Source organism: Pseudomonas parafulva NBRC 16636 = DSM 17004 (genome assembly GCF_000730645.1).
GTDB lineage: Bacteria > Pseudomonadota > Gammaproteobacteria > Pseudomonadales > Pseudomonadaceae > Aquipseudomonas > Aquipseudomonas parafulva.
The window spans coordinates 48,269-72,106 of the sequence record NZ_BBIU01000007.1; the positions used below are offsets into that span (position 1 = coordinate 48,269).

The following is a 23,838-nucleotide window of genomic DNA, read 5'->3' on the forward strand; positions in this document are numbered from 1 at the left end:
GGCGCACGGCTCGGGGCCGCGACGGCTGCTGCCGCTTATACAGGTTGCTTGAGCACTAGTGTCAAGATGTCATAACTGGCAACCACTTCCCCCAGCTGATTGGTCACCTCCACATCCCAGGCCACCACCCCCTGGGGTTGGCCCAGCGGGCTGGCCTTGCCCTGGTCGATCTTGCGCTTGCAGGTCAGGCGCGCCTGAATGGTATCGCCGATGCCTACCGGGTTGATGAAGCGCAGGGTGTCCAGGCCATAGTTGGCCAGCACGGGCCCTTCGCCGGGCGAGACGAACAGCCCGGCGGCGGCCGACAACACGAAGTAGCCATGGGCAATGCGCTTGCCAAACTGCGAGGCCTTGGCGGCAATCTCGTCGAAATGCATGTAGAAATGATCGCCCGACAGGCAACCGAAGTTCACCAGGTCGGCTTCGGTGACCGTGCGCCGGTGGGTGAGCAGCGACTCGCCGATGCGCAGCTGTTCGAAGTAGCGGCGGAAGGGGTGCACCTCGGTTTCGATCACTTCGCCGCCACGCACATACTCACCGGTGACTGCGCTGAGCATGCTGGGTGAGCCCTGTACGGCGGCGCGTTGCAGGTAATGCTTGACCGCGCGCAGGCCGCCCAGTTCTTCACCGCCACCGGCGCGCCCAGGCCCGCCATGCTTGAGCTGCGGCAGTGGCGAGCCGTGGCCAGTGGATTCCTTGGCCGCTTCGCTGTCCAGCACCAGCAGCCGGCCATGCCAGGCGGCTGCGACGGGAACCGCCTTGGCTGCCACTGCGCGGTCGCTGGTCACCAGGGTGGCCACCAGGCTGCCTTTGCCACGGGCCGCGAGGGCCAGGGCTTCCTCCAGGTCGTGGTAGGCCATCAGCGTGCTCACCGGGCCGAAGGCCTCGATGTCGTGGGCGCCGCCTTCGGCATGGGGGTCGCGGGCCTGGAGCAAGGTCGGCGCGAAGAAGGCGCCTTCGGCCACGCCTTCGCCGCGGGGGGCGAACCCGTCGCTGGCCCCGAACAGTTGATCGCAACTGTGCAACAGGCTGCGCACACGTTCGGCCACATCGCGCTGCTGGTCATGGGACGCCAGGGCGCCCATGCGCACGCCCTCCACCGAAGGGTCACCGACCACCACCTTGGCCAGGCGCTCACGCAGGCGCGTGGCAACGGCGTCGATATGCCTGGCCGGCACGATGGCGCGGCGGATAGCGGTGCATTTCTGGCCGGCCTTGGTGGTCATTTCGCGCACCACCTCCTTGATGTACAGCTCGAATGCCTCGCTGTCCGGGCTGACGTCGGGCCCAAGAATGGCGCAGTTGAGCGAATCGGCCTCGGCGGTGAACGGTACCGAGTGGCGTATCAGGTTAGGGGTGACGCGCAGCTTGGCGGCGGTGTCTGCGGAGCCGGTGAACGTCACTACGTCCTGCCCTTGCAGGCGATCGAGCAGGTCGCCGGTGCTGCCGATCACCAGTTGCAGGCTGCCTTCGGGCAGAAGCCCGGAGGCGTGCATCAGGCGTACCACCGCTTCGGTCAGGTAGCTGGTCGAGGTGGCCGGCTTGACGATGCACGGCATGCCAGCCAGGAAGGTGGGCGCGAACTTTTCCAGCATGCCCCAGATAGGGAAGTTGAAGGCGTTGATGTGCACCGCCACACCCGCACGCGGCACCAGGATATGGGTGCCGGCGAAATGCCCGAGCTTGCCCAGTGCCATGGCCGGGCCCTCGTGCAGCACATTGCCGGACGGCAACTCCCGGCTGCCGATACCGGCATAGGAAAACAGCGTGGCATTGCCGCCTTCTATGTCGATCCAGCTGTCGGCGCGGGTGGCGCCGCTGTGGTGAGACAGGGCATACAGCTGTTCCTTGCGTTCGGCCAGGTACAGTGCGATGGCTTTGAGGCGTGCAGCGCGCTGCTGGAAGTCCATGCCCATCAGGCTGGGCAGGCCGCGTTGGCGGGCGAAGTCCACAGCCTCGGCGAAGTCGGGGCGTTCCTCATGGCTGTAGGCGAGTGTGTGCCCGTCAAGGGCGCTGCGCAGGGCCTGGGCACCGTGTTGGCCCAGCCAGCGGCCGGCGATGAAGCTTTGCAGGGTAGGGGCGGCAGACATGCGTTTCTCCAGGCGAGTCAAGTGAGGGGGCGCTTACCACAGCGCCAGGGTGTAACCGATGATCAGGCGGTTCTCGTCAACGGCATTGGTCAGCCCGTTGCCGGAGCGGAAGGTGACGTTGCGCCAGCGCAGGCTCACGTCCTTGAACGGGCCGCTCTGGATCACATAGGTGAGGTCCGTGTCGCGCTCACGCTCACGGCCGTTGCTGATGGTGGCGGTGTGTGCACCACGGCCATCGATGTAGCGGGTCATGAAACTCAGCCCGGGGATGCCCAGCGCGACGAAATCGTAGTCGTAGCGCAGTTGCCAGGAGTCCAGCCCGGCGCGGGTGAAGGTGTTGTAGGTGACCAGGTTCACGGTGAACGGGTCGCCGCCATTGACGAACGGGAAGGCGCTGCTTCCGGACATCTGTTGCCAGGTGGCGGTGAACTTGTGGGCACGTACCCCTAGGGTGAACATGGCGTTGAAGTTGCGGTTGTCGATGTCGCCCGCACGCTGTGCGCCATCGCTGCGGCTGTCGAAATAACGCAGGTCGCTGCGCAGGCTCAGCCCTTCGCCCAAGGGGCGGGTGTCGACCAGGCCGATGAACTGCTGGCGGTAGATGTCCTGCAGTTTGGCGTAGTAGTAGCTGACGCTGGTCTGCGGGGTGATGGCGTAACTGCCGCCCGCCAGGTCAAGGTGGTCGCTGCTGGCGGCGCCGTAGCCGATGTCATCGCGGCCTGAAGAATCGCGCAGGTTGGCCTTGGTCAGCCTGCCTGCGTTTAGGGTCAGGCCGTCCACCTCCTGGCTGGTGAGCAGGCCGCCCTGAAAGGTGGAGGCCAGCAGGCGCGTGTCGTTGAACACCACCACCGGCAATATCGGCTGCAGCGTGCCCAGGCGCAGGGTGCTTTTCGACACCCGGGCCTTTGCGGTCAGGCCCAGTTCGCTGTAGTCATCCACCGGTTCATGGCTGCGCGGGCCAAAGGGCAGCAAGCCGGTGTTACGCCGATCGCGGCTGCTGTCCAGCTTGAGGCCCAGCTGCCCCATGGCATCGACGCCAAACCCAACCGGGCCTTCGGTGAAGCCCGACTCCACACGGGCGGTGAAACCCTGTGCCCATTCCTCGGCCTTGGCCTGGGGCGCGTTGGCCTGTCTGAAGTCGCGGTTGATGTAGTGATTGCGCAGTTCAAGCCGCGCATGGCTGTCGCCGATGAAGTCGGCAAAGGCGGGCAAGGGCAGGGCGAGGGCGGCCAGGCACGCTGCTGACATGAAAGGGGTACGGTTCATTGTTGTTGTTTTATCCGACATGGTGATAGGCCTTGGCTGTCAATGCTTGCTGGCGCCGGCAGCGCCGATACCGGTCATGGAGCGGATGAACTGGGCCAGGTAGCGGCCGCGTTCTTCGCGGGCACGCTCGGAGGTGTCAGTCACCGAGAATGCCCAGGCACCCAGAAACGCCAGGCTCATGGAGAACAACGCCGGGTTGCTGTAGGGGAACAACGGCTGCTCGTGGTGCAGTACGTTCACCCACACCGCAGGGCCCAGCACCACCAGCAGTACCGCCGACACCAGCCCGGCCATGCTGCCGCACACCGCACCGCGGGTGGTGAGGCCTTTCCAGAACATCGAAAGCAGCAGCACCGGGAAGTTGACCGAGGCGGCCACGGCCAGTACCAGCCCGGAAAGGAAGGCGATGTTCTGCGATTCGAACAGCAGGCCCAGGATGACGGCGAGCAGGCCGATCATCAGCGTGGCGATGCGCGACACGCGCATTTCTTCCTGCTCGGTGGCCTTGCCCTGGCGAACCACGCACGCGTACAGGTCGTGGGACACGGCAGAAGCGCCCGACAAGGCCAGGCCGGCCACCACCGCCAGGATGGTGGCAAAGGCCACAGCGGAGATGAAGCCCAGGAACAGGTTGCCGCCTACAGCCTGGGCCAGGTGCACGGCCACCATGTTGCCGCCGCCGATGATGGCCCCAGCGGCATCACGGTAGGCAGGCTCGGTACCGACCATGACGATGGCGCCGAAGCCGATCACGATCAGCAACAGGTAGAAGTAGCCGATGAAGCCGGTGGCGTAGAACACGCTCTTGCGCGCTTCCTTGGCATCGCTGACGGTGAAGAAGCGCATGAGGATGTGCGGCAGCCCGGCCGTGCCAAACATCATGCCCAGGCCCAGGGAAATGGCGTCGATCGGGTTGGACAGCAACCCCCCGGGCGCCATGATCGCCTGGCCCTTGGCGTGCACGGCCACGGCACTGGCGAACATGGCCTCGGTGCTGAAACCAAAGTGTTTGAGCACCATGAATGCCATGAAGCTGGTGCCCGACAGCAGCATCACCGCCTTGATGATCTGCACCCAGGTGGTGGCCAGCATGCCGCCAAACGTGACATAGGCGACCATCAGCACCCCCACCAGCATGACCGCGTACAGGTAGCTGATGCCGAACAGCAACTCGATCAGCTTGCCGGCCCCCACCATCTGCGCCACCAGGTACATCAGCGCCACCACCAGGGTGCCGAAAGCGGAGGTCAGGCGCACGGGGGTTTGTGCCAAGCGGTAGCTCACCACATCGGCAAAGGTGTACTTGCCCAGGTTGCGCAGCCGTTCGGCGATCAGAAACAGGATGATCGGCCAGCCTGCCAGCACACCCAGGGCGTACAGCAGCCCGTCGTAGCCGTTCATGAACATCATGGCCGAGATGCCCAGGAACGAGGCCGCGCTGATCATGTCGCCGGCGATGGCCAGGCCGTTCTGCATGCCGGTCAGGCCGCCGCCAGCAGTGTAGAAGTCACTGGCCGAACGGGTCCGCAGGGCAGCCCAGCGGGTCACCAGCAGGGTGAAGCAGACGAACACCATGAACATCGAAATGGCTGTCCAGTTCATTGTGCGCACTCCTGGCGGACCTTGTCGTTGAGCGGGTCGAGCACATGGTTGGCGCGGTGCACATAAATGCCGGTAAGGGCGAAGGACAACAGCACCATGAGCACCCCAACCAGCATGCCGACGGTGGTTACGCCACCACTGAGGGACTGGCCCAAGGTGCTGGGGGAGAAGGCCACCAGCAGCACGAAGCCGTAGTAGATCACCAGCATGGTCAGGGTCAGGCTGCCATTGAGGCGGCGCTTACGCCGCACCAGGTGCTGGAAATCGGGGTGGTTGGTGATGCTCTCTATGTGCTCGGGGGTCATGGCAAGCGATCTCTTGGTTTTGTAATTGTTTTGTTGAGGTCACGCAGGTGTTGCGGTGTTGCTCAGGGCCTCTTCGCGGTTTTACCCGCGAAGCAGGCGCCGCAGTTTTAAAACTGGTCGAAGTCGAGGACTACCTTGTCGCTTACCGGGTACGTCTGGCACGACAGCACATACCCGGCCGCCACTTCGTAGTCTTCCAGGGCATGGTTACTGTCCATCTCCACCTCGCCCTCGACCACGCGGCACTTGCAGGTGGAGCACACCCCGGCCTTGCACGAATACGGCAGCTCGGCACCCATGGCATTGCCTGCATCCAGCACACTCTGGGTGTTGCGCGGCAAGTCGAAGGCCAGCGCCCGGCCATCGCTGATCACGGTGATATGGCTGACGGCAGCGTCCACCTGGCGGGCCACCGCCCGCGCCTCGCGGCGGGCGTGGCTGCCTTCAGCGGCGAACAGTTCGAAGTGGATGCGATCCTTGGCCATGCCATTGGCCTGCAGGCTGGCCCGCACCGTCTCGGTCATGGCCTGTGGCCCGCAGATGAACGCGGCGTCCAGGGCCGTCACATCCAGCCAGCGGGTAAACAACTGGCCGCACTTGTCTGCGTCGATCCGGCCGTTGTACAGGTCCACGTCCTGCTGCTCGCGGCTGAACACGAAGATCAGGTTGAGGCGGTCGAGGTACTGGTTTTTCAGGTCTTCGAGCTTGTCGCGAAACAGTGCACTGGCGCTGGCGCGGTTGCCGTACAGCAAGGTAAAGCGGCTGTGGGGCTCGGTAGCCAGGGTGGTGGCGATGATGGACAGCAACGGCGTGATACCGCTGCCGGCCGCCACACCCAGGTACTGCCCGTGGCGGGCTGGATCCAGCGACACGAAGAAGCTGCCGGCGGGCGGCATCACCTCCAGTTGCTGCCCGGGCTGAAGCACTTCATTGGCAAACGCCGAAAAGCGCCCGCCCGGCACGCGCTTGACCGCAACCCGCAACTCGCCGTCCTGCACAGCGCTGCAGATGGAATAGGAACGGCGCACCTCCTGGTCATCCAGCTGCGTACGCATGACCAGGTACTGACCTTGGGTGAAGCGAAACTGCGCCTGCAGGTGCTCGGGCACGTCGAAGACGATGGACACCGCATCGCGGGTCTCGTTACGCACTTGCTTGACGGTCAGGCTGTGAAACTGGCTCATGGTGCTCTCCACGGCTCAAATGCATTTGAAATAGTCGAACGGCTCCAGGCACGCGCGGCAGCGATACAGCGCCTTGCAGGCCGTGGAACCGAACTGGCTGAGCAGCTCGGTATGGGCGCTGCCGCATTGCGGGCAGCGCACCTCGGGCGGCTTGCCCAACAAACTGGCCTTGCTGGTGCTGCCTTCGGGCGGGGCAATGCCATAGGCGTGCAGGCGCTGGCGGCCCAGCTCGCTGATCCAGTCGCTGCTCCAGGCCGGGGTCAGGCGCCGCTCCAGCGCAGGCGCACTAAACCCGGCCTGCTCCAGTGCCTGACGGATATCGCCTTCGATCACTTCGGTGGCCGGGCAGCCGGAGTAGGTAGGGGTCACGACCAGGTGCAGGTGCCCGTCACGCCAGGCCACATCCCGCACCACGCCCAGGTCCACCACGCTGACAACCGGTACCTCCGGGTCCATGACCTGGGCCAGTACCCCCCAGGCACGGGCCAGGTCGCCCTCGCGCAGGGCCCGGGCGCCGCGGTCACCGGCTATCAGCTCACCAGGTTGCATCAGGGTAGGCCCTCGGCAGGAACTGCATCTCGGCCAGCAACAGGCCCAGGTGCTCGGTGTGCAGGCCTTTGCGCCCATCCAGGTAAAAATGGCTGGCAGGCTGGGGCACGGGCAGCTCCACGGCGGCGAAGGTGGCGGCCACCTGCTCGCGCCAGGCATTTGCCACGGCGACCGGGTCTGCGGCCACGCCCGCTTCGGCAAGCTGCACTTCGTCATCACTGCCTGCGGTCAATTCGACGGTGAAGCGCCACAGCAGCGTGATGGCGGCCAGCATGCGCCGGCGGCTTTCATCGGTGCCGCCGCCCAGGCGCTGCACCCATTCACTGGAACGGCGCAGGTGGTAGGTCGCCTCTTTCAGTGCCTTCGCCGCGATACCGGCGACACGTGCGTCGCTGGAACCCGCCAGGCCCTGCAGCACGGCATGGTGCCAGGCGTCGTAAAAAAACTGCCGGGTCATGGTGACGGCGAAGTCACCATTGGGCTGCTCGACCAACAGCAGGTTGCGGTATGCGCGCTCGTCGCGGCGCATGGCCAGGTCATCGGCATCGCGACCGTCGCCCAGCAGCTCGGCGGCGTAGTCCAGCCAGTTGCGGGCCTGGCCCACCAGGTCGAGGCCGACATTCATCAGCGCGAGTTCTTCCTCGATGGCCGGTGCCCGCCCGCACCATTCGCACAGCCGTTGGCCCTGCACCAGGGCACTGTCGCCCAGCAGCAGCAAGTAGGGAATCAGGGGTTGTGTATGCATGGCCGACCTCACATGTGCCCCACTTCATCGGGCAGCTCATAGAAGCTGGCATGGCGGTACACCTTGTCATCGGCGGGGGCAAACAGCGGGTCCTTTTCATCCGCCGCAGAGGCAGTGATCAAAGCCGAAGGCACTACCCACAGGCTGACGCCTTCACTGCGACGGGTGTACAGCTCGCGGGCGTTTTCCATGGCCATGGCCGCATCGGCGGCGTGCACGCTGCCCACATGCTTGTGGTTCAGGCCGTGCTTGCTGCGCACGAACACTTCGTAGAGGGTCCAGACAGACATTTTCAATCTCCGCATCATTCGCCGCTCAGGCGGCGTTCTTGTTCTGCTGCTTGCGCGCATAGGCCACCGCGGCCTCGCGTACCCAGGCGCCGCCTTCGATGGCCTGGCGCCGGGTGGCTACACGTTCCTGGTTGCAAGGGCCATTGCCCTTGATCACCTCGTAGAATTCGTCCCACTGGATGTCGCCAAAGTCGTAATGGCCGCGCTCGGCGTTCCATTTCAGGTGCGGGTCCGGGGCAGTGCAGCCCAGCAGTTCGAGTTGCGGCACGGTCTGGTCGATGAAGCGCTGGCGCAGCTCGTCGTTGGTCTGGCGTTTGATTTTCCAGGCCATGGACTGGGCGCTGTTGGGCGAATGCTCGTCGCTTGGGCCGAACATCATCAGGGCCGGCCACCACAGGCGGTTGATGGCGTCCTGCACCATGTCCCGTTGGGCCTGGGTGCCCTGGCGCATCATGGTCAGGAGGATTTCGTAGCCCTGGCGCTGGTGAAAGCTTTCTTCCTTGCAGATGCGCACCATGGCCCGGGCGTATGGGCCATAGGAGGTGCGCTGCAGCACCACCTGGTTGACGATGGCAGCGCCGTCCACCAGCCAGCCCACGGCGCCCATGTCGGCCCAGCTGAGGGTGGGGTAGTTGAAGATGCTGGAGTACTTGGCCTTGCCGCTGTGGAGCTTGGCGATTTCATCATCGCGGTCGGCCCCCAGGGTTTCCATGGCGCTGTACAGGTAGAGCCCGTGGCCGGCTTCATCCTGGATCTTGGCCATCAGTTGCAGCTTGCGCTTGAGGCTGGGGGCGCGGGTGACCCAGTTGCCTTCGGGGAGCATGCCGACGATTTCTGAGTGGGCGTGCTGCGAGATCTGCCGGATGAGCGTTTGGCGGTAGGCCTCGGGCATCCAGTTCTTGGCCTCGATCTTGATTTCAGCGTCGATCTTTTCCTGGAAATGCCGCTCTTCGGGGGACATTTCTTCCAGGGCCTTGACGTGCTTGACGCCGGTTTCCACTAGCTGTGCGTACATGGGGGCGACTCCTGCTGGGGCATGCGTCATTTGTAAGCGATACATAATACATCGTCAAACAGTTTATGCTGTATCAAATGAGATTTTTGTATCGGTTCAGGTCTTTTCGTGGGCAAGCCCGCCCCACCGGGGGCACGACGTGCAAAAAAAAGCCCCGGACAGGCCGGGGCTCGGAGGCAGCTGGATTAGTCAGCTGGCAAGCCGCTTGTCAAAAACGTGGCAAGCCTTGCCCTCTGAACGCTTGAGCGTGCCGCAGGGCTGCAACCGCACCTGGGTGCTGATGCCGATGTAGGTCTTGACCTGCCGCGCCAGTTCGGCCGTGAGCAACGTGCGCTGGCTGTCGTCGAGGTGCTGGCATTCTGCGCGCAGCTCAACGTGCACCTCGACGCTGTCGAGGTTGCCATTGCGATACAGGTGTATTTCATACATCTCTGAAAGCTGTTTTATTTTCAGCACCTGCTCCTCGATCTGCGTGGGGAATACGTTCACCCCACGGATGATGAGCATGTCGTCGCTCCGGCCAGTGATCTTGCCGATGCGCCGCATCGGCCTGGCAGTGCCGGGTAGCAGCCGGGTGAGGTCGCGGGTGCGGTAGCGCACCATGGGCAGGGCTTCCTTGCTCAGCGAGGTGAACACCAGCTCGCCCAACTGCCCGTCAGGCAGCACTGCACCGGTGACCGGGTCGATGATCTCGGGGTAGAAGTGGTCTTCCCAAATGGTCGGGCCATCTTTGGTCTCGATGCATTCCATCGCCACCCCGGGGCCCATGATTTCGGAGAGGCCATAGATGTCCAGCGCCTGGATGCCCAGGCGCTGTTCAATGGACCGGCGCAGTTCGTCGGTCCATGGCTCGGCGCCGAAAATGCCCAAGCGCAGCTTCAGGGCGTGCGGGTCGATGCCCTGGCGCTCGATCTCGTCGGCCAGGTTGAGCATGTAGGACGGCGTGACCATGATGATGTCGGGCTGGAAGTCGCGAATCAGCTGCACCTGCTTCTCGGTCTGCCCGCCCGACATGGGGATCACCGTGCAGCCCAGGCGCTCGGCCCCGTAGTGAGCGCCGAGCCCGCCGGTGAACAGGCCGTAACCGTAGGACACGTGAACCTTGTCACCCTTGCGCCCACCCGCAGCGCGGATGGAGCGGGCCACCACGTTGGCCCAGGTGTCGATGTCGTTCTGGGTGTAGCCCACCACCGTAGGCTTGCCGGTGGTGCCGCTGGAGGCATGCAGGCGCACCACCTCTTCCTGGGGCACGGCGAACATACCGTAGGGGTAGTTGTCACGCAGATCGCTTTTGCCGGTGAAGGGGAACTTCGCCAGGTCTTCCAGGCAACGCAGGTCATCGGGGTGAGCACCGCATTCGGCAAAGCGCTGACGGTACAACGGGACATTGTCGTAGGCGTGCTTCAGGCTCCAACGCAACTGCGTCAGCTGGTGCTGGCGCAAGGCATCGACACTGGCGGTTTCCAGCGGGTCCAGCAGGGCACGATCGGCATCATGGTACATGTTCATGGTTTCACTCGAATTGTTGTTGTACGCCGTGGCCTCGGTCAGGGCACTGGGCGGTGAGTGCAATAAACGCAGCATATAGGGCTGCGCGCCGCTAGGTAATACGGCGATGGCGCAGGGCGCTCAGAGGCGCTCGATGACCATCGCGATGCCTTGGCCCACCCCGATGCACATGGTGCACAGGGCATAGCGCCCGGCGGTTTCTTCTAGCTCGTGCAGGGCCGTGGTCACCAGCCGCGCACCGCTCATGCCCAACGGATGCCCGAGGGCAATGGCGCCGCCGTTGCGGTTGACCCGTGGGTCGTCGTCTGCCACGCCCAGTTCGCGCAGCACGGCCAGCCCCTGCGCAGCGAACGCTTCGTTGAGCTCGATGACGTCCATGCTTGCCAGTGCCAGGCCGGTCAGTTCGAGCACCTTGCGGGTCGCGGGCACCGGGCCGATGCCCATCAGCCTGGGTTCGACGCCGGCGACAGCCATGCCGACGATGCGGCCACGGGCCTTCAGCCCATGACGGCGCGCCGCCGAGGGGCTGGCCAACAGCAACGCGCAGGCGCCGTCGTTGACCCCCGAGGCATTGCCCGCCGTGACGGTGCCGCCTTCGCGAAACGGCGTACCAAGGCGAGCAAGCTGCTCGAGCGTGGTTTCGGCACGCACGTGTTCGTCATGCTCTACCACCAGGGCCGGGCCTTTGCGCCGGGCAACCTCGACCGGCACGATTTCCTGTGCCAGGCGCCCGCGGGCCTGGGCGGCGGCGGCTTTTTGCTGGCTGCGCAGGGCGAAGGCATCCTGGTCGGCGCGGGAAATGCCGTACTGATCGGCTACGTTCTCGGCGGTCTCTGGCATCGAGTCGGTGCCGTATACCTGCTTGAGCGCCGGGTTGACGAAGCGCCAGCCGATGGTGGTGTCGTACAGTTCGGCTGTACGGCCAAAGGCTTGCTCGGCTTTACCCATCACGAAGGGCGCTCGCGACATGGACTCCACACCGCCTGCCAGCATCAGCCCGGCCTCCCCGCAGCGCAAAGCCCGCGCAGCGTTGCCAATGGCATCCAGGCCCGAGCCGCACAGCCGGTTCAGCGTAGTGCCCGGCACGTCGACCGGCAGGCCAGCCAGCAGGCTGGCCATGTGCGCCACGTTGCGGTTGTCCTCGCCGGCCTGGTTGGCGCAGCCAAGGATGACATCGTCGACGGCCTGCCAGTCCAGCCCCGGGTGCCGCAGCATCAGGGCCTTGAGTGGTATGGCGGCAAGGTCATCGGCCCTGATCCCGCTCAGGGCCCCGCCGTAGCGGCCGATGGGGGTGCGGATGGCGTCGATGATCAAGGCATCGCCGGGCATGTGTTCATTCATCTTCGCTCTCCTGCGCCAGCACGGTGCCGCGCACTTTGTAGGATTTGCCATGGAACATCGCCACCAGCGCTCCGTGCTGGTTACTTATGCGCACGTGGTACAGGCCCGTGCGGCCCTTGCGGCTGACTTCCTCGGCGCTGGCGGTGAGCACGTCATCGCGCAGCGCAGGTGCCAGGTAGTCAATGCTGCAGCCCAAGGCCACGGTGGCCTGGTCATGGCTGTTGCAGGCGAACGCGAACGCCGAGTCCGCCAGGGCGAACAGAAAGCCACCGTGGCAGGTGCCGTGGCCCTGAATCATGTCGGCCCGCACCGCCATGCTGACGGTGACACGCCCGGGGGCAACGGCTTCAAGGCGCATGCCCAGCCCCTGACTGGCGGGGTCGCGGGCGTACATGGCCTGGGCGCAGGCCTGCGCCAGTTCGTGATCAGTCATGCAAAGACCCTCCCTCGGCCTTACAACGGCGCAGCAGCAGCGAGGGCCGGTAACGGGTTTCGCCATAGGCATGCTGCAGGTTCTCGAGCACCTGCAAGGTGTTGGCCAGGCCAATGGCCGACGCCCATGCCAGTGGCCCGCAGGGGTAGTTGACGCCTGCGCGCATGGCCAGGTCGATGTCCGCTGCTGTGCCAACCCCTTGCAACACGGCATCGGCCGCTTCATTGGCCAGCATGGCAACGGTGCGCAGCACCACCAGCCCAGGCAGGTCGGCCACCGGCGTCACACGCAAACCCGCACGCTGCAGCAATGCCACGGCCTGCTCCAGCGCCTGGTTGGACGTGTCGGCCGACCAGCTGATGGCAAGGCGGGTGGCGGTGGCATAGTCGAAGGCAAGATCGAGCAAGATCAGGTTGGGCAGGCCATCCTCTTGAGCGCGCTGGCTGGCCAGGCGCCCGTCGGACAGTGCCAGGCTCGCATCGCCCACCCGGATCAGGCCGCTGCCAGCGCGGCCGTTGACGGCAACGCCACCGGCGCGCAAGCGGTCAATCAATGGCTGCAGGATGCCCGCCGGGCCTTCCAGGGTGCAGGCGTCCACAGGCGCATCGCTACACAGTTCTGCGGGCTGGGGGCGTTCGGCCTGTTCGCGGTAGCTGTAAAAGCCATGCCCACTCTTGCGCCCCAGGCGGCCCGCATCCACCAGTTCTTTTTGCGCCAAGGATGGCTGAAAGCGAGGGTCGCCATAAAACGCTTCGAACACTGAGCACGTCACGGCGTAGTTGACGTCATGCCCAATCAGGTCGGTGAGTTCAAAGGCGCCCATGCGAAAGCCGCCGGCCTCGCGCAACACCGCATCGAGGCTGGCGCAGTCGGCCGCACCTTCCTGCAGCAGGCGCAGGCTTTCAGCATAAAAAGGCCGTGCTACCCGGTTGACGATGAAGCCCGGCGTGGAGCGCGCATGCACCGGGCGTTTGCCCCAGGCTTGAGCCGTGGCATGCACGGCAGCGGCGACATCCGGGGCGGTAGCCAGGCCGGAAACGACCTCTACCAAGGCCATCAGCGGGGCTGGGTTGAAGAAGTGCATGCCCACCACTTGCTCAGGGCGCTGCAGCCCGGAGGCCAGACGGGTAATGGACAGGGAGGAGGTATTGCTGGCGAGAATGCAGTCGCTGCGGCACACCGACTCCAGCTGCTGGAACAAGGTCTGCTTGACCTGCAGGTCCTCGACGATCGCTTCGATCACCAGGCCGGCATCGGCCAGCGCTTCCAGGCTGTCGACGGGGTGCAACCGGTTGCAGATGGCGGCGCGCTCAGCCGCTTGCAACTTGCCCTTTTCCACCAGCCGTGACAATTGCCGGTCGATACCGGCCCGCCCCTCGGCTGCGGCGCCGGGGCGGGTGTCGTAAAGCATCACAGGGTGGCCTGCCTGGGCCGCGACCTGCGCGATGCCGGCGCCCATGGCCCCGGCACCGATGACGGCGACGTAGGTTTCACGAGAAAGTACGCTCATGTCAGCGCCCCTTGAACGCGGGGGTGCGTTTGTTCATGAACGCGTTCACCCCTTCACGGTAGTCGTCGCTGCGGCCGGCCAGGCGCTGCAGGTCACGCTCCAGCTGCAGCTGGTCGTCGAACCCGTTGTCGAAACTGGCATTGAGCCCGCGCTTGATCAGGGCCAGACCATAGGTGGGCTGGGTGGCGAGCTGGCGGGCGAGGGCCAGCGCTTCGTCACGCAGTGCGGCGTCGTCCACTACGCGGTGGATCAAGCCCCACTGCTCGGCCTGCTCTGCGCCAAGGCGTTCGCCCAGCATGGCCAGGGCCTTGGCCCGTGCCATGCCGACCAGCCGCGGCAGCAGCCAGGTGCCGCCCGAGTCTGGCACCAGGCCGATCTTGCAGAAAGCCTGGATGAAACTGGCTGAGCGGGCTGCCAGCACCAGGTCGCACGCCAGTGGGATATTGGCCCCGGCCCCTGCGGCGACACCGTTCACGGCGCACACTACCGGCATGGGCAGGTCGCGCAGGGTGCGCACCAACGGGTTGTAGAACCTGTCGATGGACTCACCCAGGTCAGGCATGTCGGCCCCTGGTGCCACGTTACGGTCGGACAGGTCCTGGCCCGCGCAGAACGCGCGGCCTTCGCCAGTCAGCAGCAACACGCGGGCCTCGCTGCTGTGGCGCACCTGTTTGAGCGCTTCGCGCACTTCCAGGTGCATGGCCGTGTTGAAACTGTTGAGCTGCGCTGGCCGGTTGAAGGAGAGAAGGGCTACGCCGTCCTCGATGGCAAACACGATGTGCTGGAAAGGCATGACAGACTCGCTCCGTCGGTGGCGGGTAGTGTTTCAGCGGCCCTGGAAGTGCGGCTGGCGTTTTTCCTGGAAGGCGCGGATGCCTTCGTCCCGGTCGGCGGTGCCCGCCAGCACGGTGAAGGCCTGGCGTTCCAGGCGCAGGCCGCTGGCCAGGTCGGTGTCGCCGGCCTGCAGAAGGGCCTGCTTGGCCAGGCGCACGGCCAGGGGCGCCTTTGCGGCAATGGTGCGGGCGATGTGTAGGGCCCGCTCCACGGTGAATTCGGGCTGTGTGACCTCACTGACAAGCCCGGCTTGCAAGGCATGCTGGCTGCTGATGGGCTCGCCGGTGAGCACCATTTGCATGGCCAGGGGCTTGCCGACGGCGCGCAACAGGCGTTGGGTGCCGCCGGCACCGGGCATGATCCCCAGGTTGATTTCCGGTTGGCCGAAGCGGGCATCACTGCCTGCCACGATGATGTCCGCGCACATGGCCAGCTCACAGCCGCCACCCAGGGCGTAGCCGTTGACGGCAGCCACCAAGGCTTTGGGGAATGCCGCGATGGTGCGCCAGTGGGCAATGCGGGGGTCGTTGAGCATGCCCACCAGGTCACGTTCAGCCATTTCCGCGATGTCGGCGCCGGCAGCGAAGGCCTTGAGGTTCCCTGTGATGACCACGGCCGCCACCTGATCATCCTGCGCAGCGGCTTCGAGGGTGGCAGCAAGTTCCGCCAGTAGTGCGGTGCACAACGCGTTCAGGGCGTCTGGACGTTGCAGGGTGACCAACTGGACGCCGTTTGCAGGTGGCTGCACGTCAAGGTATCGCGGCATGTCGGGTTCCTCGGGCTGCACGCACGGCGCGTCAAGGCACCGGCTTTTATTGGAGTTGTTTGCAGGGGCGTCACACGCAGGTGGCGGCCTCGGTGACCAAGTATATGTCACATGCGATACCTATAATCAACTTCAAAATTGCTTTTATGTATCCTTTGTGCGCTTCAATTAATCGACAAAATATGCGGCTTCAAGGCGTTGATTCGGGGCTTAACTCCGCGGTTACGCTGAAAATCTCGACGTTGACGCACTCTAAAACGTGATACAAGATCTATTCACGTATCGAATTTTTTAGGGAGATTACAATGCCTTGTTATCGGCTTGACGGTCTTACACCGGTCGTCCACCCCAGTGCGTATGTGCACCCCAGCGCGGTGCTGATCGGTGACGTGATAGTCGGGGCCGGTTGCTATGTCGGCCCCCTGGCCTCGCTGCGCGGTGACTTTGGCCGTATCGTGCTCGAGGAGGGCGCCAACCTGCAGGACACCTGCGTGATGCATGGTTTCCCGGGCGGCGATACGGTGATCGAACGCAACGGCCACGTCGGCCACGGCGCCGTGCTGCACGGCTGCCGGGTCGGCGAGGATGCGCTGATTGGCATGAATGCGGTGGTGATGGACGGTGCCAGTATCGGCCCACGCTGCATCGTGGCGGCCACTGCTTTCGTCAAGGCGGGCTTCCAGGGTGCTGCGCAAAGCCTGGTGATGGGTTCACCTGCGCAGGTCAAGCGTGCACTGACTGACGAGGAACTGGCCTGGAAGCAGCGTGGCACGGCGCAGTACCAGCAATTGACCCTGCGTTGCATGCAGGGGTTGGTAGAATGCACGCCGCTGGCCCAGGCTGAGGCACAACGCCCACGCATGGCCGATGATGGGCTGCGCCCCAAAGGCCAGCGGCCGGCATGAGCCTTGCCAGCCCCCGCAATGGCCACGCAGGCCGCAGCGCAGGTATAGTCACGGCTTTATCTGCGCACAGTCCATCCATGAGCACTCTTGCCCCCCTCAACACGCTGGTCACCCGCTTTCAGCAGCAGACGCCAATCCGCGCCAGCTCGTTGATCATCACGCTGTACGGCGATGCCATCGAGCCCCATGGCGGCACGGTATGGCTGGGCAGTCTGATCAACCTGCTGGAACCCATCGGGATCAATGAGCGGCTGATCCGCACCTCCATCTTCCGGCTTACCAAAGAAGGCTGGCTGACCGCCGAGAAGGTTGGCCGGCGTAGCTATTACAGCCTTACCGGCACCGGTCGGCGGCGCTTCGAAAAAGCGTTCAAACGGGTATACAGCCCCAGCCAGCCAGCCTGGGACGGCGCCTGGACCCTGGTGTTGCTGTCCCAGCTCGACGCCGCCAAGCGCAAAGCGGTCAGGGAGGAGCTTGAGTGGCAGGGCTACGGGTTGATGGCGCCGAACCTGCTCGGGTGCCCGCGTGCGGACCGTACTGACCTTGCGGGCACGTTGCGTGAGCTGGAGGCCGTGGATGACAGCATTGTCTTCGAAACCCACACCCAGGAAGTATTGGCCTCCAAGGCCATGCGTGCCCAGGTGCGCGAGAGCTGGCGTATCGAAGAGCTTGGCCAGCAATACAGTGAGTTCATCCAGCTGTTCAGGCCGTTGTGGCAAAGCCTGAAGGAACAGCCCGAGCTGAATCCCCAGGACTGCTTCCTGGCGCGCACGCTGCTGATTCACGAGTACCGCCGCTTGCTGCTGCGCGACCCGCAATTGCCGGATGAGCTGCTGCCAGGCGACTGGGAAGGCAGGGCAGCCCGCCAGCTGTGCCGCAACCTTTACCGTCTGATATTCGCCCAGGCTGAGCAGTGGCTGAACACTGCACTGGAAACGGCAGACGGGCCGTTGCCTGATGTGAGTGAAAGTTTCTACAGCCGTTTTGGAGGCCTTGAATAGTTTTTAAAGCTCATACCCATAGGTTTTATTCAGGATAAAGCTAACACCGGTTAATCTTATTAATTTATTGCTGTCCTTTAAAGCGCACCAGCGTTAGCCTTGTGCACCATAAGGTCGACGAAGGTGACAGTTATGCTGGATTTCTTTCCGGTTGCCTGCGCGGATACGCTTGGGAAAATCGGGCTGCTGGTCAAGGCTCGCCGCCTGGCGCTTGGCCTGCGGCAGGCTGATATCAAAGCGGCGATTGGCGTGTCGGCGCATACGCTGCGCAAGATCGAGAGCGGTTCCGAACAGGTCGACCTGCGGTCATTCATGCTGGTGCTCTGGCGCCTGGGCATCAGCGATGTCGTCTTCACATCGCTTGAGGGCCTGGAGCAGGCCTCTCAGGTCACCCGCTTCACCGAGAGCGTCGAAGGTGCGCAGAGCCTGGCCAGTAGACGGGTACGCCTGGCCAAGCCCAAGGCGGAGGATTTCTGATGCAGCGCGCCTATATCTACATGCAGCACCCGGACACCGGGCGCGTGGTCACGCTTGGCCGCCTGACCCTCAAGGGCAAAGCCGGCGAGTTCATCTATGCGCCAGATTACGTCGCCCAAGGCCACTGGGTGCCAGACCCGATCAACTACCCGCTGCGGGCGGAGCCCTACACCGGCATCACGCGCAACCGGGGTATACCTGGTTTCATCAATGATGCAATGCCTGACGGCTGGGGCGAACGGCTGCTGCACCGGGTGTATGGCCAGGAGCTGAGCACGCTGGATTTTCTGCTCAAGTCCCCCAACAACGACCGGGTAGGCAACCTGATGGCCGGCAGCGCCAATACCCCGGCCGAAGGCATCGGCGATGGGGCTGTGCCTGGCCTGAAAGGCCTGGCACGGTTCATCGCTGCGTGCGAAGCGGTGTATGACGGCCATCTGAACGCTGAAGCCATCGCGGCGCTGAGCGTACGGCAACAGCGTTCCGCCTTGGGGGGCGCGCGGCCCAAACGCACCTTGCAGGATAAAGGCATGCTGATTCTGGCCAAACCACGGGACCGCTTCGATCACTACGACCTGCCCACTATCGAACATGCCTGCATGACATTCGCCGCGCAGAAGGGGCTGCATGTCGCCCGCACTGCACTGCACGCCGAGCATCCCTCCACCCTGCTGGTGGAGCGCTTCGACCGTACGCCCATTGACCAGGGCGCCAGGCGTATCCCCATGCTCAGCGCGCTGACCTTGCTCGACTCGGAATGGAACGGCCCGTACCACAAGGACTGGCGTTATGCAGGCGTGGCCGATGAGATGCGCAGGCGCGGGGTGCCAGCCGCCGATTTGCAGGAGCTGTTCAAGCGCATGTGCTACAACGCGCTGGTGGGCAACTCGGACGACCACCCACGCAACCATGCGGTGATCTGGCTGGGCGGGCAATGGCGCCTGTCCCCGCTGTATGACGTACTGCCTATGCTTGACGAAGGCCCGGCGAAAACCCTGGCCATGGCTGTTGGCCGTGAAGGCAGCCAGATAAGCCGGGCGAACCTGCTGAGCCACCACACGCACTTCGCATTGGGCCGGGAAGAGGCGGAGCAGGTGCTGGAGGAAGTCGCCAGCTGGGGAGGGGCACTCAAGGACCACTACGCCCAGTTTCTGTCAGGCGAAGACCTGGACAAGGCGTGTGACGCAGTCAGCGCGGTGCGAATGCTCGGCTAGGCCCGCCCTTTAGGCAGGCCACGTTTGCCGCGAGGCTTCAGAGGGTCAGGCACAGCAGTGCTGCAGCTAGCGCTGGCGGCATCACCAGCACACCCAGACGCAGGAAGCGCCAGGCGCTCACCGACTCACCCTCCCGACGAATCGCCACCAGCCAGAGCAAGGTGGCGAGCGAGCCGGTGATCGACAGGTTGGGCCCCAGGTCCACACCGATCAGCAAGGCCGCAGTGGTCTGCTGGGACAGTTGCACGATATCGCCCATGGAGCCTGCTATCAGGCCCGTCGGTAGGTTGTTCATGAGGTTGCTGGCCAGCGCCACACCCACCCCGGCAACCCAGCTTGCCTTGGCTTGCGAGCCTTGCTCCATGTGCAACAACGCATGCGCCAGGTATTCGATAACGCCTGTTTGCGCGACAGCTTCTACCAGCACGAACAGGCCGGCCACCAGTGGCAGCACGCCCCACGCCACGTGCCGCAGTACAGGCATGGGGCTGCGCCGCTGGCGTAAGTGGATGAGTGCAGTGGTGGCAACACCTGCGCCAAAGGTGGGCAGGCCCAGCGGCAGATCCAGGGCTGAAGCCACCAGCAGCAAGCTGGCAGTCAGCACGATGCCGACAGCACACAACCGCGCGCCCGCCGACAGCGGCTGGGTGGCTACCGTCAGCGCCAGTGGCTGTCGGATTTGCCGGCGCTGGGTGACCCGCAGCACCAGGTAGGTGACGACGATGGCCGCCAGCGAGGGTAGGGTAAACTGCCGGAGCCAGTCGAGCAGCGGCGGCATCTGGCTGCCGAACACCACCAAGTTGGCCGGGTTGGAAATGGGCAGTACGAAACTGGCGGCGTTGGCGATGAAGGCGCAGATGAACAGGTACGGCAGAGGCTCGGCCTTGGCCGCCTTGCACGCTGCGTACACTGCCGGGGTCAGCACGACCGCCGTGGCATCATTGGACAGAAACACGGTGACCACCGTACCCACCAGGAACACCAGGTCGAACAACCGCTGGCCCGACCCACGGGCGTGACCGACGGCATAGCGGGCCAGCCAGTCAAACAAGCCCTCCTGACGTGCCAGCTCGGCCAGCACCATCATGCCGATTAGAAACAGGTACACATCGCCACCCTTGGCCACGGCGGCCAGGGCGCTGCGCGGGCTGATCAGCCCGAATACGGTGAGCAATATCGCGCCACCCAACGCCCAGACATACTCGGGAACGCGAAAGGGGCGCAGGATGACACCGGCAGTGGCCAAAGCGGCCACCGCCCAGATGATCATTGAATGTTCGCTTGCAAGCATGGGTGGTTCAGTTTCCGGCAGGTGAGGGCATGGACGGGGAAGGGGTGTCACTGCTGCGGCGTGGGCTGGTTTCCGGCAGCGCGAGCAGTACCAGCAGGAACGCGACTGCAGCGATCCCCGCCAGTGTCAGGAACGCGGCATTGTACCCTGAGGACTGCACCACCAGCCCGGCAAGCCCAGGGCTCAGCGCTGCACCCAGCCCGAACACTGCCGTCAGCGCGCCAAGGCTGACATTGAAGCGGCCGGTACCTTCGGTGAGGTCCTTGACGATGATGGGGAACAGCGCACCGAAAATACCAGCGCCAATGCCGTCCAGCAGTTGCACACCTACCAGCCAGAACGGGTTGTCGGAGAACGTGTACAGGGCGCCGCGCAACGGCAAAATCAGAAAACCCGCCAGCAGAAACGGCTTGCGCCCCCATTGCTCGGCTCGGGCGCCCACCAGCAGTGCCATCGGCACCATCACCAGTTGTGCGGCAACGATACACGCCGACGTCAGCGGCGTAGCCAGGCGCAAGTCCACTTGCGACAGCTTCTGGCTCACCAGCGGCAGCATGGCCGCGTTGGCCAGGTGGAACAGCGCGCAGCACACCGCGAACAGCAGCAGCGTACGGTTGTGCAACAGCAGTGCAAAGCCTGCAGGGCTTTCCTGGCCGTTATCGGCATGTGTCAGGCCACGTGCCACTTGGTGATCGATGGCAGCAGCCGGCACACGGCTGACCGCAAAGATGCTGGCAACGGTCAACACACCCATCAGGTAGAACACCACCACAGGGCCATACAGGTAGGCCAGGCCACCGGCCAACAGCGCCGAAAATGCATTGCCCGCGTGGTTGTAGGTTTCGTTACGACCGACGCGCCGGGTAAATGCCTTCGGCCCCGTGATACCGAGCGAGATGGCGGCGATCGCAGGCGCAAACACCGAGCCCGCCAAGGCACTGATGGTTTGTGTCACCGCTACCCAGGTAAAGGAGGAAGTAAACGGCAATACCAGGCAACTGCCGGTTACCAGTAGTGCCGCGATGACCACCACCGCCCGCTTCGCCGGCGTGCGGTCGATCAATGCGCCAGCGGGCGTCTGGGCGAGCAGTGCGGTGACACCGGCCAGGGTCATCACCAGGCCGATGCTTGCCGGTTGCCACTGATGCACCGCAAGCAGGTAGATGGCGAGGTACGGCCCGAGGCCATCGCGCACATCGGCAAGGAAGAAGTTCAACCAGTCAAGCGAACGATGGGGAGTGTTGGGCCTTTGGTTTTCCAAGGACGTGATCTCGAGTGGGCCACGGGGATGGGGCTGGTTGGGGACCAGCGCTGGGGTATCTGTGGCAAAAGACTGCGGCGTTGAGTAATAGGTTCCGGCTTGGAAACAGCCCGGTGAGCGCCTGCGCGCAACCGTGATCAAGGGTACTCTGTGCGTGATGATAGGCGAGGGCAGGGCAAAGTAGATCAACAAGAAAAATGAAAGTTTTTTGGACAGCTTGCGCGGAGTCACTCTATTTCTGGAAGGTTGTACGGCATCTATCATGCTTTATGCGATCCTGTACGTAATTGGCCCCCCCTTTACCTTTGCAGTACGCCTCGACGATGAATGAGCTAAAACATTTCGCCTCACCGAAGGCATTGCCTGCAGCTGATGTGTCAGTGCGTCGCCGCTCCCTATTGGCCGGGTGCGGTGCCCATGCGGTGCATGATGGCCTGACCGACGTGATCTACGTGCTGCTTCCGATCTGGCAATCGCAGTTCGCAATGAGCTACGCCCAGATCGGCCTGCTGCGCGGCGCTTATTCCGGGATGATGGCCGGCTTCCAGTTACTGGCTAGCCGCGGCGCCAAACGTTGGGGGCGCGAGCGCCTGCTGGTGGGTGGTACTGCCCTGGCCGGGCTGGCCTACCTGCTGGCGGGGCAGGCCGGGGGGCTAGGGGTGCTGCTCCTGGCGCTGTTGCTGGGCGGCTTGGGGGCGAGTACCCAGCACCCGCTGGCATCATCGCTCATCACCGACACCCATGAGGCCGGTGGCGGGGTCAAGCAGGCGCTGTCCCAGTACAACTTCGCCGGGGACATCGGCAAGACCCTGATTCCCGGGTTGGTGGGGCTACTGCTGACGGTAATCACCTGGCGCGCCAGCGTGTCCCTGATCGGCCTCCTCGGGCTGGCCGCCGCGTTGGCGCTGTGGTGGCTGATGCCATCCCGCGCGTCCACCCTGGCCATGCAGCAAAAGGCGCCCAGGCCTGTTCAGGGGCAGGGCTCGGTGGGCGGCCTGCGAGCACTGATTCTCACGGGTACCCTGGACAGTGCGGTACGTATGGGTTTCCTGACCTTCCTGCCATTCCTGCTCAAGGCAAAGGGCGCCGGCACCGCGGGTATCGGCCTGGCACTGACCCTGCTTTTCGTTGGCGGCGCTTTCGGCAAGTTGCTGTGCGGTTACCTGGGGGCCCACATCGGCATGATGAAGACCGTGTGGATCACCGAGTTCACCACGGCCAGCCTGGTCGTGCTGGCCGTGTTCCTGCCCTATGGAGGGTTGATGGTGACGCTGCCGCTGCTAGGGCTGGCGCTGAACGGTACATCGTCCGTGCTTTACGGTGCGGTGCCAGACCTGGCGGGGGCAGGCAAACGCGAGCAGGCCTTCTCTCTGTTCTATACCGGCACCATCGGCGGCGGGGCACTTGCCCCGGTGTTGTTCGGTGGCCTTGGCGACCTAACCGCGGTCCCTTTGGCGGTGATGGCGCTAGCCGCGACTCTGCTACTGACGCTACCGCTGTCTTGGTATGTGCAGCGCGGCTTGGACGCCCAGGCAGGGTGAGAGAGATCACCAGCAGCCTAATATATAACTAAACTAAATCAATATTTAGCATAGTTATTACCGAATCGCCTATTAATCAGGGTAGGCGGCGCGCAAGCCATACAGTATGACCGCCACATTCTGCGTCTTCGACGACATGCTCCCGTATCTCGAACCCGTGATTTTTAAGCAACGTGGCATATTCCTGCGGATCCAGGCTCGCGTGATACAGCGTTTCGCTTTCAAATACGCCCAATGCCTCGCCATGTGAGGGCCCACTTGTAAACATGAGCAACGCACCCGGCGCTGCATGGCGGCTGAAAACCGAAAACATCTGGCGCTGATCATCGGGCGTCAGATGGAAAAAGCTATTCCAAGCTAAAATCGCATCGAACTGGCGGTTCAGCGCAAGCGTGCGCATGTCTGCATGAATCCATTCCTGCGCCGGCAACTGCGCGCTACACAGCGCCAGCATGTGCGCAGAGGTATCGACACCGACGACAGATGCGCCGATTTCTACCAGGTAACGCGCTACAGGTTGGCCAGAGCCACAGCCCAGATCAAGGACATTGGCGGCTGACGGCAGCAACGAACCAAAGCGTTCAATCCATTTGCGGTCGATGAAGTGGTTGGCACGTAGGGTGTTCCAGGTAGACGCGTGACGATCGTAAAGATCGATGATCTGGTCTGCGGATGGGTGGTGGACCATGAGTAAATGGCATCCTTGGCT

Annotated in this window: 22 protein-coding genes and 1 pseudogene; 5 read left to right on the top strand and 18 right to left on the bottom strand. The window is 64.0% G+C overall.

The annotated features are described in order from the left end of the window. Positions 1-35: 35 nt before the first annotated feature. The 15 genes and pseudogenes from paaZ to paaF all read right to left on the bottom strand — a co-directional run bounded on the left by paaZ (position 36) and on the right by paaF (position 15,439). A complete protein-coding gene (gene paaZ / locus PPA02S_RS05950; RefSeq protein ID WP_028634001.1) occupies positions 36-2,090 on the bottom strand; it encodes a phenylacetic acid degradation bifunctional protein PaaZ in 2,055 nt (684 codons plus the stop codon). Positions 2,091-2,123: 33 nt separating this feature from the next. Then, complete coding sequence (locus PPA02S_RS05955) at positions 2,124-3,356, bottom strand: OprD family porin (RefSeq protein ID WP_028634000.1); 1,233 nt, start codon at positions 3,354-3,356, stop codon at positions 2,124-2,126. 39 nt (positions 3,357-3,395) lie between these two features. Next, positions 3,396-4,964, bottom strand: a pseudogene (locus PPA02S_RS05960) (cation acetate symporter); the annotation flags it as partial. Next, positions 4,955-5,263, bottom strand: coding sequence for a DUF485 domain-containing protein (locus PPA02S_RS05965; protein WP_028633998.1), 309 nt, complete (start codon positions 5,261-5,263; stop codon positions 4,955-4,957). The gene PPA02S_RS05965 and the pseudogene PPA02S_RS05960, both read right to left, overlap by 10 nt. Before the next feature lie 107 nt (positions 5,264-5,370). Further along, positions 5,371-6,447 carry a 1,2-phenylacetyl-CoA epoxidase subunit PaaE gene (paaE, locus tag PPA02S_RS05970; RefSeq protein ID WP_028633997.1) on the bottom strand — a complete coding sequence of 359 codons (1,077 nt, stop codon included), beginning with the start codon at positions 6,445-6,447 and terminating at the stop codon, positions 5,371-5,373. 15 nt (positions 6,448-6,462) lie between these two features. Continuing rightward, positions 6,463-6,996: a 1,2-phenylacetyl-CoA epoxidase subunit PaaD gene (gene paaD / locus PPA02S_RS05975; RefSeq protein ID WP_028633996.1), complete on the bottom strand. Its 534-nt coding sequence runs from the start codon at positions 6,994-6,996 to the stop codon at positions 6,463-6,465. Then, positions 6,983-7,741, bottom strand: a complete 759-nt coding sequence (paaC, locus tag PPA02S_RS05980) for a 1,2-phenylacetyl-CoA epoxidase subunit PaaC (RefSeq protein ID WP_028633995.1) — start codon at positions 7,739-7,741, stop codon at positions 6,983-6,985. Before paaC ends, paaD begins: the two co-directional genes overlap by 14 nt. 8 nt (positions 7,742-7,749) lie before the next feature. Further along, positions 7,750-8,031 carry a 1,2-phenylacetyl-CoA epoxidase subunit PaaB gene (gene paaB, locus PPA02S_RS05985; protein WP_028633994.1) on the bottom strand — a complete coding sequence of 94 codons (282 nt, stop codon included), beginning with the start codon at positions 8,029-8,031 and terminating at the stop codon, positions 7,750-7,752. Between the two features lie 25 nt (positions 8,032-8,056). After that, a complete protein-coding gene (gene paaA / locus PPA02S_RS05990; RefSeq protein ID WP_028633993.1) occupies positions 8,057-9,046 on the bottom strand; it encodes a 1,2-phenylacetyl-CoA epoxidase subunit PaaA in 990 nt (329 codons plus the stop codon). A gap of 189 nt (positions 9,047-9,235) precedes the next feature. Next, positions 9,236-10,555 (bottom strand): phenylacetate--CoA ligase PaaK, encoded by a 1,320-nt coding sequence (gene paaK, locus PPA02S_RS05995; RefSeq protein ID WP_028633992.1) that lies wholly within the window; start codon positions 10,553-10,555, stop codon positions 9,236-9,238. A gap of 120 nt (positions 10,556-10,675) precedes the next feature. After that, the gene (gene pcaF, locus PPA02S_RS06000) at positions 10,676-11,896 is read right to left on the bottom strand and encodes a 3-oxoadipyl-CoA thiolase (RefSeq protein ID WP_028633991.1); all 1,221 of its coding nucleotides are present in this window, start codon (positions 11,894-11,896) and stop codon (positions 10,676-10,678) included. Beyond that, the gene (gene paaI / locus PPA02S_RS06005; RefSeq protein ID WP_028633990.1) at positions 11,889-12,329 is read right to left on the bottom strand and encodes a hydroxyphenylacetyl-CoA thioesterase PaaI; all 441 of its coding nucleotides are present in this window, start codon (positions 12,327-12,329) and stop codon (positions 11,889-11,891) included. The genes pcaF and paaI overlap by 8 nt, the downstream gene beginning before the upstream one ends. Next, on the bottom strand, positions 12,322-13,839 hold the full coding sequence (gene paaH / locus PPA02S_RS06010; protein ID WP_028633989.1) for a 3-hydroxyacyl-CoA dehydrogenase PaaH: 1,518 nt from the start codon (positions 13,837-13,839) through the stop codon (positions 12,322-12,324). Before paaH ends, paaI begins: the two co-directional genes overlap by 8 nt. Position 13,840: 1 nt before the next feature. Next, positions 13,841-14,632 carry a 2-(1,2-epoxy-1,2-dihydrophenyl)acetyl-CoA isomerase PaaG gene (gene paaG / locus PPA02S_RS06015; protein ID WP_028633988.1) on the bottom strand — a complete coding sequence of 264 codons (792 nt, stop codon included), beginning with the start codon at positions 14,630-14,632 and terminating at the stop codon, positions 13,841-13,843. A gap of 33 nt (positions 14,633-14,665) precedes the next feature. Next, a complete protein-coding gene (gene paaF, locus PPA02S_RS06020) occupies positions 14,666-15,439 on the bottom strand; it encodes a 2,3-dehydroadipyl-CoA hydratase PaaF (protein ID WP_028633987.1) in 774 nt (257 codons plus the stop codon). A gap of 305 nt (positions 15,440-15,744) precedes the next feature. Between paaF and paaY the strand changes: the two genes are divergently transcribed. From paaY to PPA02S_RS06040, 4 genes are all read left to right on the top strand, one after another. Then, positions 15,745-16,344 (top strand): phenylacetic acid degradation protein PaaY, encoded by a 600-nt coding sequence (gene paaY / locus PPA02S_RS06025; RefSeq protein WP_028633986.1) that lies wholly within the window; start codon positions 15,745-15,747, stop codon positions 16,342-16,344. 77 nt (positions 16,345-16,421) lie between these two features. Beyond that, on the top strand, positions 16,422-17,345 hold the full coding sequence (paaX, locus tag PPA02S_RS06030; RefSeq protein ID WP_174435879.1) for a phenylacetic acid degradation operon negative regulatory protein PaaX: 924 nt from the start codon (positions 16,422-16,424) through the stop codon (positions 17,343-17,345). A gap of 132 nt (positions 17,346-17,477) precedes the next feature. Continuing rightward, positions 17,478-17,822, top strand: coding sequence for a helix-turn-helix domain-containing protein (locus PPA02S_RS06035; RefSeq protein WP_028633984.1), 345 nt, complete (start codon positions 17,478-17,480; stop codon positions 17,820-17,822). Beyond that, positions 17,822-19,036: a type II toxin-antitoxin system HipA family toxin gene (locus PPA02S_RS06040; RefSeq protein WP_028633983.1), complete on the top strand. Its 1,215-nt coding sequence runs from the start codon at positions 17,822-17,824 to the stop codon at positions 19,034-19,036. Before PPA02S_RS06035 ends, PPA02S_RS06040 begins: the two co-directional genes overlap by 1 nt. 37 nt (positions 19,037-19,073) lie before the next feature. Here the strand turns inward: PPA02S_RS06040 and PPA02S_RS06045 are convergent, their stop codons facing one another. After that, a complete protein-coding gene (locus tag PPA02S_RS06045; protein WP_028633982.1) occupies positions 19,074-20,327 on the bottom strand; it encodes an arsenic transporter in 1,254 nt (417 codons plus the stop codon). Between the two features lie 7 nt (positions 20,328-20,334). Further along, the gene (locus PPA02S_RS06050) at positions 20,335-21,588 is read right to left on the bottom strand and encodes an MFS transporter (protein ID WP_028633981.1); all 1,254 of its coding nucleotides are present in this window, start codon (positions 21,586-21,588) and stop codon (positions 20,335-20,337) included. Positions 21,589-21,911: 323 nt separating this feature from the next. Between PPA02S_RS06050 and PPA02S_RS06055 the strand changes: the two genes are divergently transcribed. Next, complete coding sequence (locus PPA02S_RS06055; protein WP_028633980.1) at positions 21,912-23,129, top strand: MFS transporter; 1,218 nt, start codon at positions 21,912-21,914, stop codon at positions 23,127-23,129. A gap of 76 nt (positions 23,130-23,205) precedes the next feature. On the opposite strand, the gene PPA02S_RS06060 is transcribed toward PPA02S_RS06055, so the two are convergent. Further along, positions 23,206-23,817, bottom strand: coding sequence for a class I SAM-dependent DNA methyltransferase (locus PPA02S_RS06060; protein ID WP_028633979.1), 612 nt, complete (start codon positions 23,815-23,817; stop codon positions 23,206-23,208). Positions 23,818-23,838 lie beyond the last annotated feature (21 nt).